13 protein-coding genes are annotated in these 13,152 nt (G+C 73.3%); 6 read left to right on the top strand and 7 right to left on the bottom strand.

Going from position 1 to position 13,152, the window contains the following annotated elements; genetic code table 11:
• Positions 1-16: 16 nt before the first annotated feature.
• Complete coding sequence (locus IG05_RS0102700) at positions 17-472, bottom strand: tellurite resistance TerB family protein (protein ID WP_030338707.1); 456 nt, start codon at positions 470-472, stop codon at positions 17-19.
• A gap of 195 nt (positions 473-667) precedes the next feature.
• On the opposite strand from IG05_RS0102700, the gene IG05_RS0102695 reads away from it, so the two are divergent.
• The 3 genes from IG05_RS0102695 to tatA all read left to right on the top strand — a co-directional run bounded on the left by IG05_RS0102695 (position 668) and on the right by tatA (position 3,923).
• Positions 668-1,036: an ArsR/SmtB family transcription factor gene (locus IG05_RS0102695; protein WP_030338706.1), complete on the top strand. Its 369-nt coding sequence runs from the start codon at positions 668-670 to the stop codon at positions 1,034-1,036.
• Complete coding sequence (locus IG05_RS0102690; protein ID WP_030338705.1) at positions 1,026-3,665, top strand: HAD-IC family P-type ATPase; 2,640 nt, start codon at positions 1,026-1,028, stop codon at positions 3,663-3,665. The genes IG05_RS0102695 and IG05_RS0102690 overlap by 11 nt, the downstream gene beginning before the upstream one ends.
• 78 nt (positions 3,666-3,743) lie before the next feature.
• Positions 3,744-3,923: a Sec-independent protein translocase subunit TatA gene (tatA, locus tag IG05_RS0102685; protein WP_030338704.1), complete on the top strand. Its 180-nt coding sequence runs from the start codon at positions 3,744-3,746 to the stop codon at positions 3,921-3,923.
• A gap of 54 nt (positions 3,924-3,977) precedes the next feature.
• Here tatA and IG05_RS0102680 read toward each other — a convergent pair whose 3' ends face one another.
• The 3 genes from IG05_RS0102680 to IG05_RS0102670 all read right to left on the bottom strand — a co-directional run bounded on the left by IG05_RS0102680 (position 3,978) and on the right by IG05_RS0102670 (position 6,454).
• Positions 3,978-4,955: a sporulation protein gene (locus IG05_RS0102680; protein ID WP_030338703.1), complete on the bottom strand. Its 978-nt coding sequence runs from the start codon at positions 4,953-4,955 to the stop codon at positions 3,978-3,980.
• Positions 4,956-5,297: 342 nt separating this feature from the next.
• Positions 5,298-5,762, bottom strand: a complete 465-nt coding sequence (locus tag IG05_RS0102675) for a DUF6114 domain-containing protein (protein ID WP_030338702.1) — start codon at positions 5,760-5,762, stop codon at positions 5,298-5,300.
• Positions 5,756-6,454 carry a DUF6230 family protein gene (locus IG05_RS0102670; RefSeq protein WP_030338701.1) on the bottom strand — a complete coding sequence of 233 codons (699 nt, stop codon included), beginning with the start codon at positions 6,452-6,454 and terminating at the stop codon, positions 5,756-5,758. Before IG05_RS0102670 ends, IG05_RS0102675 begins: the two co-directional genes overlap by 7 nt.
• Before the next feature lie 641 nt (positions 6,455-7,095).
• Between IG05_RS0102670 and IG05_RS0102665 the strand changes: the two genes are divergently transcribed.
• Entirely contained in the window at positions 7,096-7,746 is a 651-nt protein-coding gene (locus IG05_RS0102665; protein WP_030338700.1) for a hypothetical protein, read from the top strand.
• Between the two features lie 18 nt (positions 7,747-7,764).
• Here IG05_RS0102665 and IG05_RS0102660 read toward each other — a convergent pair whose 3' ends face one another.
• The gene (locus IG05_RS0102660; RefSeq protein WP_030338699.1) at positions 7,765-8,712 is read right to left on the bottom strand and encodes a lytic polysaccharide monooxygenase auxiliary activity family 9 protein; all 948 of its coding nucleotides are present in this window, start codon (positions 8,710-8,712) and stop codon (positions 7,765-7,767) included.
• 436 nt (positions 8,713-9,148) lie between these two features.
• On the opposite strand from IG05_RS0102660, the gene IG05_RS0102655 reads away from it, so the two are divergent.
• Both IG05_RS0102655 and IG05_RS0102650 read left to right on the top strand, forming a co-directional pair.
• On the top strand, positions 9,149-9,796 hold the full coding sequence (locus IG05_RS0102655; RefSeq protein ID WP_030338698.1) for a ScbR family autoregulator-binding transcription factor: 648 nt from the start codon (positions 9,149-9,151) through the stop codon (positions 9,794-9,796).
• A gap of 22 nt (positions 9,797-9,818) precedes the next feature.
• The gene (locus tag IG05_RS0102650; RefSeq protein ID WP_030338697.1) at positions 9,819-11,018 is read left to right on the top strand and encodes a damage-control phosphatase ARMT1 family protein; all 1,200 of its coding nucleotides are present in this window, start codon (positions 9,819-9,821) and stop codon (positions 11,016-11,018) included.
• Here the strand turns inward: IG05_RS0102650 and IG05_RS0102645 are convergent.
• Positions 10,995-12,260, bottom strand: coding sequence for a cytochrome P450 (locus tag IG05_RS0102645; protein WP_030338696.1), 1,266 nt, complete (start codon positions 12,258-12,260; stop codon positions 10,995-10,997). The two genes, IG05_RS0102650 and IG05_RS0102645, sit on opposite strands and share 24 nt — an antisense overlap.
• Positions 12,257-13,120: an alpha/beta fold hydrolase gene (locus IG05_RS0102640; RefSeq protein ID WP_051789456.1), complete on the bottom strand. Its 864-nt coding sequence runs from the start codon at positions 13,118-13,120 to the stop codon at positions 12,257-12,259. Before IG05_RS0102640 ends, IG05_RS0102645 begins: the two co-directional genes overlap by 4 nt.
• Between the last annotated feature and the right edge of the window lie 32 nt (positions 13,121-13,152).

Raw genomic sequence — 13,152 nt, 5'->3', positions numbered from 1 at the left:
GTGCGCTCGCGCGTGCTCAGAGGTCGAACTCGTGCGGCGGCAGGTCCAGGGTGTAGCACGCCTCGCGCACCACGGCCCGCTCGTCCTTGTCGAAGTCGCCGTCCGCGCCGCCGATGACGATGCCGATCTGGATGACGGCCCGCGCCTCGGCGGGCTTCTTCTTCGCCTTGGCGATCTCCTGCAGCACGCTCACCTTGCCGAAGGCGAAGTCCGTCGTCAGCTTGTCCAGGTTCTCCTCGAAGCGGCGGCGCAGGTCGTCCGCCGGGAAGTTCTGCAACACCTCGTTGGTGGAGATGAGCTGGGCCACCCGCTGCCGCTCCGACGGATCCACCGTCCCGTCGGCGGCGGCCACGAGCGCGCACATCGCCATGCTCGCATCGCGGAACGCGCCGCTCTTCAGGTCGTTCTTCTTCGCCACCAACTGGGTCTGCATCTGCGACGCGGACTCCTTGATGCGGTCCCACAGGGCCATGTGTGCTCCTCCGGTCGGCCGCCTGATGCTCCGACAGCATCCCGGCGGCTGCTTCTGCGACGACGTAGAACATAACTTCTACAGCAATGTAGAAACGAACGGGACGGCCGGGAAGTTCCCGAGATCTAGACTGAGTCCCCGAACACGGCGGACACAGCCGGACCACAGCGACGACGCAGCGGGAGGAAGGCGACAGTGGCGACAGCGCCCGGCACCGGCCACCAGGACCCCTCCGCCGAGGTGCTCGCCGAGGCGGCCGCCGCCTTCGGACTGCTCGCCGCGCCCGCCCGGCTGCACATCGTGTGGGCGCTGGCCCAGGGCGAGAGCGACGTGACCGGGCTCGCCGAGCGGGTCGGCGGGGCGCTGCCCGCCGTCAGCCAGCACCTGACCAAGCTCAAGCTCGCCGGACTCGTCCGCTCCCGCCGCGAGGGCCGCCGTCAGGTGTACTTCGTCGACACCGCCGAACAGGCCGCCGTGGTCGAGGTCGTACGCCTCCTCGTCGGCCGGCTCGCCGAGCGCGAGACGCCCGCCGCCGTCCCGGCCCGCCGGCTCCGTGGCCTCTGAGGCCCTGACCGGCACCGTGCTCCAGGAACTGCGGCGCCTGGAGACCGGCCCCCGCGGACTCACCGACGCCGAGGCCACCGCACGGCTCGCCGCCGTCGGCGAGAACACCCCGCCCCACCCGCACGCCCCCTCCTGGGCCGTCCGCTGGGCGCGCGGCCTGCGCGACCCCTTCACCGCCGTCCTGCTCACCCTCGGTCTGGTCTCCGCGTGCGTCGCCTCCTGGGGCACCGCCACCGTGATCCTCACGCTGGTCGCCGTCGGCTGCGTGCTGCGCGCGGCCGGCGAGCGCCGCGCAGACCGCGCCCTGGCGGCCCTGCGCGACCTGGTCGCCGGCACCGCCACCGTGCTGCGCCGCACCGATGACACCGCCCCACCGCGTGCCCACGAGATCCCGCTGACCGACCTCGTACCCGGCGACATCGTCCGGCTCGTACCCGGCGACCTCGTCCCCGCCGACGTGCGACTGCTGCGCGCCCGCGGGCTGACCGTGCGCCAGGCCGCCCTCACCGGCGAGTCCGCGCCCGTCGCCAAGGCCGCCGCAGACCCGCCCGGCCCCGGGGCCCGACCCGAGTCCCACCTGTGCTTCCAGGGCAGCGTGGTGGTCGCGGGCAGCGCCACGGCGGTCGTCGTCGCGACCGGGCCCCGCACCCGCTTCGCCGCCGCCCAGCGGGCGCCGGAGCGCCGCGAACCGAGCGCCTTCGACCGGTCGGTGCACGGCATCGCCCGGGTGCTCGTCCGGTTCATGCTCCTCACCCCTCCGCTCGTCCTCATGGCCGGCGCCGCGCTGCGCGGCCGGGGCCTGGAGACCCTGCCGTTCGCCGTCGCCGTCGCCGTCGGGCTCACCCCCGAGATGCTCCCGGTGATCGTCACCACCTGCCTGGCCCGCGGCGCCGCGCTGCTGGCCCGCAGCCACCGGGTCGTCGTACGCCGGCTGCCCGCGCTGCACGACCTCGGCGCGATCGACGTGCTGTGCGTGGACAAGACCGGCACCCTCACCCAGGACCGGCCCGTCCTCGCCCGCTCGCTCGGACCCGACGGCCGCGACGACCCCGAGCCGCTGCACTGGGCGGCCACCGCCGCCTGGTGGACCCTCCAGCTCGCCGAACTGCCGACCCCCGACGCCCTCGACGAGGCCCTGCTGAAGACCGAGGAACGCGGGGGAGGGGTCGACGAGGAGCACGGCGGAGTGCACGACAGGGAGCACGGCGCTGGCTACGGCGAGGAGCGTGGCGGAGGGTACGGCTGGGCATGTGACGGGGGGTACGACGGTATCGCCGCCCTGCCCGTCGGCCCCGGCCGGCGACTTGCCACCGCCGTTCTCGCCGGCCCGCTCGGCCGCCACCTGCTGGTCACCAAGGGCGCCCCCGAGGACGTCCTGGACCGCTGCGACCTGCCGGCCGCCGAACGGCAGCGGCTGCTCGGTCTCGCCGCCCGCGAGGCCGCCGCCGGACAGCGCGTGCTCGCCGTCGCCACCGCGGAACGGGCCTCCCGCACCCGTCCCTACACCCCCGCCGACGAACGCGGCCTCACCTTCCGCGGTCTGGTCACCTTCCGCGAGGAACTCACCCCCGGCGCTCCCGAGTCGCTCCGCACCCTCACCGGTCTCGGCATCACCGTCCACATCCTCACCGGCGACCACCCCGGCACAGCCGCCCACGCCTGCCGCGACCTGGGCCTGGCGCCGGGGGAGGTGCGGGTGGCCGCGGAGGGCGCCGGAAGCCTCGCGGGCACCGCGACCGCTGCGGCCGGGAGCACCACCGTCGTGGCTCGGTGCACTCCCGAGGACAAGGCGCGTCTCGTCGGTGAACTGCGCGCCGCCGGGCACACCGTGGGTTTCCTCGGCGACGGTGTCAACGACGTGCCCGCCCTGCTCGCCGCCGACGTCGGCCTGGCACCCCGGGGAGCCGTGGCCGTGGCCCGTGAGAGCGCCGACGTGGTGCTGGCCGCCAAGGACCTCACCGCGATCGGTCACGCCGTCACCGCGGGCCGCCACAGCAGCGCCAACATCGCCTCCTATCTCCGTGTCACACTCTCCTCCAATCTCGGCAACGTCCTCGCCATGCTCGCCGCCGGACTGCTGCTGCCCTTCCTGCCGATGCTCCCGGTCCAGGTGCTCGCGCAGAACCTGTGCTTCGACGCCGCCCAGCTCGCCTTCGCCCTCGACCGGCCCGACGCGCGGGCCCTACGCCGGCCGACCGTGCTGCGGCCACCTTCCTTCCTGCGCTTCATCACCGGCTTCGGCCTGCTCAACGCCGTCGCCGACCTCGCCACCTTCGGCATCCTCGCGCTCGCCCCGCACGGCTCCGGCACCCTGGCCGACCAGACCGTGTTCCACTCGGCCTGGTTCACCGAGAACCTGCTCACCCAGGCCCTGGTGATGCTGCTGCTGCGCACCGGCCACCGGCGGGCCCAGGGCGGGCGGCCCGGCCCGGTCGGCAGGGCGGCGGCCCTGCTCGCCGCGGTCGCCCTGGCCCTGCCGGCCGGCCCGCCGGGCACCGCACTCGGCATGACCGCGCTGCCCGTCGCCTGTCATCTGCCGCTCGCCGCCGTCCTCGCTCTGTACGCCCTGGCCCTCACGGCGGCGAAGTCCCGACACGACCGGCGCCTGGTGCCGCCGGGGGTTCCCTGAGCACCCTCCGACCGGGGTTGTACAGTTGCGCAATGCGGCAAGCGTTGTCGCGAGCTGAGACCAAGGAAGGGGGCGGTCATGCTTCGCAACGGACTTGAGCCCTGGCATCTGCTGATCGTCGCGGTCGTGTTCCTCCTGCTGTTCGGTTCCCGGAAGCTTCCCGACACCGCCCGCGCCCTGGGCAAGTCCCTGCGCATCCTCAAGAGCGAGGCGAAGGCGATGAAGGACGAGAACGGTACGCAGGGCTCCGCCGGCTGAGCGGTCCTCCCCGTCTCCTCCCGGTCTCCCCGTTCTCCTGGTGCGCTCTGCCGCTCAGTCCTCCTCCCCCTCGAAGAAGTCCCCGATCTCGTCCACGACTTCCGCGGCCACCATGCCGCCCGCCACGGCCAAGGCGAGGCCCGCCGCACCCGCGGCCACGGCGGTGCCCAGGCCCGGGCCGGAGTGGTGGGTGTCGAAGGAGTGCAGGCCGGCCGGGGGTCTGCCGTCGTGGCCGTACGCCGCGTGGCTGCCGTAGGCGTCGCGGTGCTCGGTCACCTGGCGGATCCAGCCGTCGACCTCCGCCGGCCAGTCACGGGCCGGCGCGTCCTCGTGGCGCACGATGAAACGGGTCAGGGCGTCATGGGCCGCCGCGTGCAACCCGCCGCGCCTGTCCGCCTCCAGGACGACCTCGACGCCCGTGGGGGAGGCCAGGAAGGTCAGCTCGATCTCACCGACCGCGTGCGCGTACTGCGGGGGCGGGGTCAGCTCGATCTCCTGGTAGAACGGCAACTGCTGACCCGTACCGCCGATGCGGCCGTACTCCAGATCGGCCGAGCGGAAGCCGAAGCCCAGCCCGCCGAGGGCCTCCAGCACGGCTTCCTGCACCGGCAGCGGGCGGACGGCCAGCGGATCCAGATCGCCCTTGTCCCGGGCGCCGGCCACCGAGACCTCCGTGCGCACGCCCAGCACGATGCCGAGCGGCTGCCCGTGCAACTCGGTCACCGGGGTCTCCCAGGGAAGCGGCACGCTGAACGGCAGCTCGCGCTCCGCATGCTCGCCGAGCCGGAAGCCGCCGCCCACGGTGAACCGCTCGAAGACGACCGTGCCCTCGCTCTCGCCCTCCGCGTGCTCCGCCTCGACGCGCGCGATCAGCTCCAGGCCGATGTGCTCGACCTCCACGGCCGCACCACCGCCCCGCAACAGCACCCGGCCGGCCAGCGCGCCGCCGGGCAGCGCCGCGCCGCCGTCCAGCACCGTGTCCACGGAGGGGCCGCCGACCCCGATCGCGCCCAGCAGCCTCTTGAACACCATGCCGTGACTCCTTCGCTCATCGCCTCACCCGGACGGCACTCCACCACCGTCCGACTGACCGATGAACTCGCGGCAAGGGCAAAGAAGTTCCCAAGTCACCTGTTCGGGTGACGTGGGGCCGGGGACCGGCGCATTCCGGCCCGCCCCGGCACGGGCGGAGGGGCCCAGCACGCCACAACGGGCGGGCCCGGCGCGCCACGACGGGCGGGCTCGGCGCGCCACGACGGGCGGGCTCGGCGCGCCACGACGGGCGGGAACGGCACGCCGCCGTACCCCGCTCGACCCGAACGCCCGAACAGTCGAACGCCGGAACACCCGCCCGCACCCGGGCCGCACCTCCCGTCAGGCCGTCCCCTCCGCGCCCTCCGAGGCCAGGGAGCGCCCCGCGGCACGTGCCTGCTTGCGGCGTTCGCGGCGGCTGACGCGCGGTTCCTGGTCGGGGAGCCAGCCGAAGGTGAGGCAGCTGCCGGTGGCGCCGAGGAGAAGGCCGATGAAGAAGCCGCCCAGGTTGGACGTGAGCCAGGTGCCCAGGGAGAGCAGGATGCCGGTGATGGAGTAGAAGAGCCGCTGCGAGGGGTTGAAGAGGATCAGCAGGCCCAGCAGCACCATGAGGGCCGGCAGCAGATAGCCGGCCAGGCCCTGCATGCCGATGTGCAGGACGACCTTCAGCGAGGCCTTCTCGGTGAGCAGGATCTCGCCGCCGCCGAGGGCGAGCAGCAGCCCGCCCCAGAACGGCCGGCGGGCCCGCCATCCGCGGAAGGCGGCCCTCGGTCCCGGATGCGGACGGTCCGGCACGGTGCTCAGCAACCCGAGTCGCTGAACCGGAGCTTGAGACCGGGCAGCTTGAACACGCCAGCCGTGGTCGCGTAGTTCGTCTGCCGCAGGTTGGCGATCCGCACGGTGTCGGCCTGCTGGCTGAAGACGCCGATCGGACCCTTCACGCCCGCCTTGGTCAGCGTGCTGGCGTCGTTGCCGATCTCGATGTTGTTGAACGCCGCGTCACCCGTCAGCTCGGTGGAGTCGGTGGTCAGGTCGGTCGCGCTGACCTTCTCCGACCCGCTGCCCGCGGTGATCAACAGGTTGGTGCCGCCGAGGTCGACGCTCTGGCACAGCTTGGTGAGCGTGGCGTGCTTGATCGCGGAGGTGACGATGAGCACCTGGCCGCCGGAGTCCCCGGCGTTCGGGCTGCCCTCCGCCATGTTGTCGAGCCCGCCGAACTGCTCGAACCCGGTGCCGTTCAATTCGGTCGCGGTGACCGTGAACGGCATCCCGGAAATGGCGAACTGGACGCCCAGCGCGCCCTGCGCGGTGAGGACCGCGAGGCCGGCGGCGATGAGGGTGGCGGGTACCGCCATCACCGCGGCCCGGCGGGCCCGGACGCGCCCCCGTCTCTCGCCGCCGACGCTGGTGCCGGCGGTGTTCGGGGTGTCGGAGGGGGTGTCGCTCCCCGGTGTCTCGGGGGTGTTGCCGGCGGACGGGAGGTCCGGGGACGAGGCCATGTCTGCTCCCATGGGCATGGATCAATGCGGGTTGGGCTTCAGTGGCGCGGTGTCCTGGCGCGGACAGCGAATACCGCGTACGCCTCCTCGCAACTCCCGGCGGGCGCAAGGGCTTTCTCGTTACGCGGCAGTAGCCTTCGAGGAAGTTACCGCCGGTTACATTAAGGGGTCAAGGGAGATGTGAAAAAAGGGTGTCGGATGTGCGCGAGACCGTTTTCGCCTGGCACAACTCCCTTTCCACACCTTGACGCTGACGGTTGATCAGGTCTACAACTTCCCCTGTTTCCCCGGATCCGTGGCGCCGGATCCGGCAGGCGGCACCCGTCGCGTCCGCGGCGTGGCACCAGCCGCACCCCCGCGGCACCGGCCGCGTTCCCGGCCCTGTCACGGCAACCGCTCCACCTCGCACAGCGGCACCGGCACGGTCGTCCTTCCCTTTCCGTACGTGCCCGGCCGCCCCCTTGTCCGGCCCGGCCGGAGGTCTTCCCCCGAGGCCTTCGACCGGTGCCCGGTGTGCCGCCGGCGCGGGACCGCCGCGTACGGAGAAGGCGCTACGGCCCTGCGCCGGCGGCACCCTCGTACCACCCGCCACCCCCCACCTCACCTCATCTGTCCCCCCACCTCGGAAGAGAGGCACCCGCATGCGCAAGCGCTCCCTCCTCGCCCTCGCCGGCACCGCCACGGCGCTCGCCCTCACCTGGGCCACCCCGGCCTCCGCGGCCGGCGCGGTGCTGACCACCGGCAGCGCCGGCGGCACCGCGGCCGCAGTCGGCGACACCCTGACCGCACCCCTGGCCTCCGGCACCACCGCCACCTTCTACTCCAGCGCGACCGGCACCAGCGGCGTGAAGTGCACGGGCTCCCAGTTCACGGCCAAGGTCACCGGCAACCCGACCGCGCCCGGTACGGCCACCGAATCCGTCACCGCGCACACCTTCGACAGCAGCACCTGTTCCAGCAACGTCACCGGTGTCCTCGGTGTCAACGGCATCACCATCAACAACCTGCCGTACTCGGCGACGATCACCTCGGCCGGCACCCTCACCGTCTCGCCCCCGAGCGGCTCCGTCGTCCAGGCCACGGTGCAGCTGCGCACCCTGCTGGGCACCGTCACCTGCGTCTACCAGGCGCCCGGCCTGACCGGCAAGGCCGACAACGCCGACAGCAGCATCACCTTCACCAACCAGCAGTTCACCAAGAGCTCCGGCTCGTCGCTGTGCTTCGCCAACGGCTACTTCACGGCCAAGTACGCGCCCGTCACCGACGCCGGTGCCCGGGTGTACGTCAACTGACCGACCGGACCGCCCGGTTCAGCGGCGTCGCGGACGGCGTAGCCGGAGAAAGAGGGCGGCGCCGCCGGTGAGCAGCAGCACCGCGGTGGCGCCGCCCGCCAGCAACGGGGCCGAGGGCCCCGAGCCGCCGTGCGTGGCCTCCGCGACAGGAGTCCCGTCGGCGACGGCGCTCTCGGACCGCCCGCCGCTCCCGGGCCCGGCGGGGGTCGCGCCCTTCGCCGGCGGACTCTGTGCCGGTGCGGCCGGTGACGGGTCCGCGGGTGTCGCATCCGGCGCGGACGCCGAAGTCGCCGGTCCTGTCGACCGCTTCGCCCCGGCCGCCTTCCCGCGCTCCGGGAACACCACGTCGGAACACGAGTAGTACGTGTCCGGCGTACTGCTGTTCTGCCAGATCGTGTACAGCACCTGACGCCCCGCCCGGTCGGCCGGCAGCGTGGCGCTCATCCGGTACGCGCCGCCGCGCAGCGGCGGGTCCTTGATCTCGGCGAAGGGCCGCTCCGGCAGGTCCGACCAGGCCAGCGGCTTCGAGGGGTCGTAACCCGGCTTGGTGAGGTACAGCCGGAACGTGCCCGTGTGCGCGATCGTCGACGCATAGGTCAGCGTCAGCCGCCCGCCCGGACTCAGCCGCGTCGCCGGCCAGTCCCGCCGGGCCAGGTCCAGGCCGCGGTACGCCGGCAGGTTCCCACTGCACAGTCTGCCGTCCGGGATCACCTTCCGGTCACGGCCTCCCACCCCGGCCACCCGCAGGTTGTCCCAGGCGGTGAACGGAGCGCCGTTCGCGGCGATCGCGGCCCGGCAGGCCGCCGTCCCGGCGGCTCCGCCCTCCGGCGAGCAGGCGTAGACCCGGCTGACCGGGTCCGTCGGGGCACCGTGCGCCCGGGCCGGCCCCGCCGCCCACGGCAGCAGCAGCAACGGTGCCGCCGCAGCGGCCACCCTGAGGCTCAGGCGGGCGGTCATCCGACTCATCCGGGACGTCTCCTCGGCGGGCGCGGGAACAGGGTCTGCGGTGTCCAGTACGACGCCGGCGCCACACGCGTTCAGTCCGAACGGCACGCCGTGCGCGGGGGGCGTGAAAGCACCGACCGGTTCGGCTGTTTTGCGCCTGCTTCGACATCCCGTTGAGGAGCCGGCCGTCCGCCTCGTATCGTGGCGATCATGTGGGAGGCGGTCGCCGTCCCGGAGCTGCCGGGCACCCGCCCGTCACGAAGGGGGAATCCGATGTGGGCTCGCCCGTTCAGCGGGGCGCCGGGCGCGCGGCCGGGGCGAAGCGGGCGGGTGACACGTGTCGTGGCGGGTGCGTGGTGCGCCGGACTCCCGTTCCCTGTGGGTGAGTTATCGTATGCAAGGGGTTAAAAACAAACCGCATGTCCTGTTCGTTTAAGGTGCGAGGAGGGGTCCCAGGATGGCGAGGCAGTTACGCGCCGAACAGACCCGGGCAACGATCATCACGGCCGCCGCCGATCTGTTCGACCGGCACGGGTACGAGTCCACCAGCCTGAGCGACATCGTCGCACACGCGAAGGTCACCAAGGGTGCCCTGTACTTCCACTTCGCCGCCAAGGAGGATCTGGCGCACGCCATCCTGGAGCTCCAGGCCAGGGCCGCGCAACAGCTCGTCGCCGAGGTGGAGAGCCGTGGCTGCTCCTCGCTCGAAATCCTGATGCGCACCACGTTCGGGATCGCCCGGCTCGCCGTCGAGGACCCCGTGCCGCGCGCCGGACTGCGCCTCGCCACCGCGGACATCGCCGTACGGCCACCGCTTCGGCACCCGTTCACCGAGTGGCTGGACTTCTCCACCCGGAAGTTCACCGGGGCCGTCAGGGAGGCCGACGTGCACGGCGACCTGGACGTCGGCGTCGTCGCCCACTCCCTCGTCTGCTTCTTCATCGGCACCCGCGTCGCCGGCCGCTCCCTGGAACCGACCGGACGGCTGCCGCGCAGGGTCGCCGAGATGTGGCACCTGATGATCCGCGGACTCGTCCCGGTGCACCGCCGCCCACGCTACGTCACCCTCGCCACGCAGCTGGAGCGGGAGATCCGCGCCGCCTGACGCCCGCGATACCGTGACGGACATGCCCGACACCCCCTTCGCACCCGTGATCCTCGGCAACGAACCCGGCTCCTTCCCGCACAGCGTGCTGGCCGAGCGGCACCCGGCGATCATCCGGCAGGTACGGGAGGCCTTCCCGTACGGCCCCGGGCAGCACACGGCACTGGACGAGCTGCTGAAGAGCTGCACCCAGGGCACGGTCGAACCGCTCCCCGCCGACGCGCCGGACCGGGACCGGTGGCACGGCTGGGGCCTGGCCGAGTACGCCGGCCGGTCCTGGTACGACGTGCCGTGGCTGTGGTCCGAGAGCTACTTCTACCGCCGGCTGCTCGACGCCGTCGGCTGGTTCGGCCCGGGCGCCTGGCAGGGCGTCGACCCCTTCCGCCCCTTCAAACGCGCCGAACTCGACGCCCCCGAGACCGACGAGGAACTCGCCGCCCTGGACGGCCTGCGCGACCTGCCGGAGGAGGAACGGGCCCGCGCACTGCTGCACGGCTCGCTGTGGGGCAACCGCGCCGACCTCGGCTTCCGGCTCTCCGCCGCGGGCGCCGAGGACCGTGACCCGGCCCCCGCCCTGGTCGCCGACGACAGCGAGACCCTCTGGTCGCTGCTGCCGCCCGGCGGGACGGGCACGCTCGTGCTGGTGGCGGACAACGCGGGCCGCGAACTCGTCCCCGACCTGCTGCTGATCGCCCACCTCCTCACCGAGGGCCGGGCCGCCCGGGCCGTCCTGCACGTCAAGCCGTACCCGTACTACGTCTCCGACGCCACCACCGCCGACGTGGTCGACGCCCTGCACCGGCTGCGCGCGGCCTCCGGCGCGGCCGCCGAGCACGGGCGGACGCTCTGGGCGGCCATGGCCGACGGCCGCCTCACCGTCCGCGCCCACCCCTTCTCCTGCGCGCCGCTGCCTTACGCCGCGATGCCCGACGACCTGCGCGCCGAGTTCGCGGCGGCTACCCTGACCGTCGTCAAGGGCGACCTCAACTACCGTCGTCTGGTGGGCGACCGGCTCTGGCCGCCCACCACGCCCTTCCGGGAGACCACCGTCCGCTTCCCCGGCCCGGTCGCCGCACTGCGCACCCTCAAGTCCGATGTGATCACCGGCCTCACGCCCGCGACCGAGGCCGCACTGGTGGCGGCCGAGGGACAGAGCTGGCGGACGGGCGGCACTCACGCGCTGATCCAGGTCGATCCGTCAGGCGAGGAGCAGCGGCAGTGACTTGAGGCCGTTGATGAAGTTCGACACCAGCCGCCGGGGCGGTCCGGCGAGCCCCGGCGGCCGCGGCAGGACCCGCAGCACCTCCTCGTGCAGCAGCCGCAGTTGCAACCGGGCGAAGTGGGCACCGAGGCACACGTGCGGGCCGTCCCCGAAGGAGACGTGCGGATTGGGGGAGCGGGCCAGGTCGAGCCGGTCCGCAGCGGTGAAGACCCGCTCGTCCCGGTTGGCCGAGGCGTGGAACACGACGACCTTGTCGCCGGCCCGGATCTCGCGGTCCGCCAGCCGGGTGTCCCGTACGGCCGTGCGGCGGAAGGTGAGGACGGGCGGGTGCCAGCGCAGCAGCTCGTCGACGGCAGACGGTATACCGACGACACCGGCGCGCAGCTGCCCGTACGCCTCCGGGTGCTCGGCCAGGGCCAGCAGGCCGCCCGGGGCCGCGCTGCGCACGGTGTCGTTGCCCGCCACGGTGAGCAGGAAGAAGAACATCTCCAGTTCGCCGTCGGCGAGTTCGGGGTCGTGAGCGAGTGTCGTCAGGATGTCGTCGACGGGATACCGTCTTTTGTATACGGCCAACTGTCGAACGTATGCGAACATCTCCCGCAGCATCGCCGGCGACCGTGGGTTCACCGGCCTTCCCGCCCCGTCCAGCACCGGCGGACCGGCCTCGTCCGGATCCTGGTAGCCGATGACCCGCTGCGTCCAGTGCAGCAGCAGCCGCCGGTCGCTTGCCGGGACGCCCAGCAGATCCGCCAGGTTCAGCAGGGCGTACTCGTCGGTGACGGCGGCCACCAGGTCCACCGTGCCGTCCCCTTCCCGTGCCGTCTCCAGTGCGCCCGCGAGCAGGGTGCGCGCCCGCTCCCGGGCGACGGCCGCGAACCGGTCGACGCGCCGCGGCGTGAAGGCCCGGCTCACCAGCCGGCGCAGCCGCCCGTGCGACGGCGGATCCTGGTTGAGCATCATCCGCCGGATGAACGGCAGGTCCTCCGGGTCGGGGTCCCGGATCTGGGTCGCGCCGGCGTACGAGGAGTACGTCGCCGCGTCCTTGAGCACGCGCACGACGTCCGCGTGCCGGGTCACCGCCCAGAACCCGGGCCCGGCCGGCCAGCCCAGCACCTCCGGCTCGTCCTGCCAGGCCACCGGATGGTGGTCGCGCAGCACGCGGTAGTCGTCGTAGGGGACACCGGTGGCGTACCGGCGGGGGTCGAAGACGTCCGGGACCGGCGGCGCCGCGCGCACGCTCACGCCGGCTCGCCCTCGCGCTCCCCGGCCGCCCGGTGCGGCTCCTCCACCGTGTCCGATGCTTTCGCCGTGTCCCTCGCGTCCCTCCCGTCCGCCGTGTCGGCCCGCAGGAAGTCCTCGACGGTGCGGATCAGTTCCAGCGGTGTCTCGTCCATGGCGTAGTGGCCGGCGCCGGACAGCACGGCGAGCCGCGCGCGCGGGTACCAGCTCATCCAGGTCTCCCGCATGACCTCCGGCGACAGCGCCGGATCGAGCGCGCCGGCCACGGCGAGCGCCGGCACCTCGCTGCCCACGACGTCGGCGCTGAAGTCCTCGCCCGCCCACGAGTCCAGCCAGGTCCGGAACGCCTTGGGGTCGCTGCGCTCCAGCGAGCGGGCGACCATCCGGTCCAGCCAGGCGGCGGGCCGCCGGCCACCGGTGGTGACGTCGATGATCGCGCGCCGGTTCTCCGCCCGGTGCGCCGCGTCCGCGAACAGCGCCGCCTGATCCCCGGCCAGCGGCATGCCCGAGGCGGGCACCGGCGAGACACCGGCGATCCGGCGCACCCGGTGCGGGGCCACGGCGAGCAGCCGCTGCGCCACCGCCCCGCCCATGGAGTGCCCGACCACCGAGAACCGCGCCCAGCCGAGCCGGTCGGCCAGCTCCACCAGGTCCAGGGCCGCCTCGGCCGTCGTGTACGCGCCCGTGGCGTCCCGGGCCTCGCCGTACCCGCGCAGGTCGACCAGCGCGTAACTGAAGGACGAGCGGTCGAGGTCCGGCAGCACGGCCGCGTAGGCGGACCGGTCGGCGAACCAGCCGTGCACGGCGAACACCTTGTGGGCGCCGTCGCCGTGCACCTCGTGGGGCAGCGCGAAGGAGGTCATGCGCCTACCGTGGCCCCCGCGCGCGGGCACGG

Source organism: Streptomyces sp. NRRL S-1022, from assembly GCF_000720135.1.
Classification (GTDB): Bacteria; Actinomycetota; Actinomycetes; order Streptomycetales; family Streptomycetaceae; genus Streptomyces.
This window is presented reverse-complemented; position numbering and strand designations above follow the sequence as displayed.

What these genes read in the sequence shown, in the direction of transcription:
- IG05_RS0102700 (WP_030338707.1), bottom strand. Translation starts at nt 472, where the DNA reads ATGGCCCTGTGGGACCGCATCAAGGAGTCCGCGTCGCAGATGCAGACC.
- tatA (WP_030338704.1), top strand. Translation starts at nt 3,744, where the DNA reads ATGCTTCGCAACGGACTTGAGCCCTGGCATCTGCTGATCGTCGCGGTC.
- IG05_RS0102680 (WP_030338703.1), bottom strand. Translation starts at nt 4,955, where the DNA reads ATGGTGTTCAAGAGGCTGCTGGGCGCGATCGGGGTCGGCGGCCCCTCC.
- IG05_RS0102670 (WP_030338701.1), bottom strand. Translation starts at nt 6,454, where the DNA reads ATGGCCTCGTCCCCGGACCTCCCGTCCGCCGGCAACACCCCCGAGACA.
- IG05_RS0102665 (WP_030338700.1), top strand. Translation starts at nt 7,096, where the DNA reads ATGCGCAAGCGCTCCCTCCTCGCCCTCGCCGGCACCGCCACGGCGCTC.
- IG05_RS0102660 (WP_030338699.1), bottom strand. Translation starts at nt 8,712, where the DNA reads ATGAGTCGGATGACCGCCCGCCTGAGCCTCAGGGTGGCCGCTGCGGCG.
- IG05_RS0102655 (WP_030338698.1), top strand. Translation starts at nt 9,149, where the DNA reads ATGGCGAGGCAGTTACGCGCCGAACAGACCCGGGCAACGATCATCACG.
- IG05_RS0102650 (WP_030338697.1), top strand. Translation starts at nt 9,819, where the DNA reads ATGCCCGACACCCCCTTCGCACCCGTGATCCTCGGCAACGAACCCGGC.
- IG05_RS0102640 (WP_051789456.1), bottom strand. Translation starts at nt 13,120, where the DNA reads ATGACCTCCTTCGCGCTGCCCCACGAGGTGCACGGCGACGGCGCCCAC.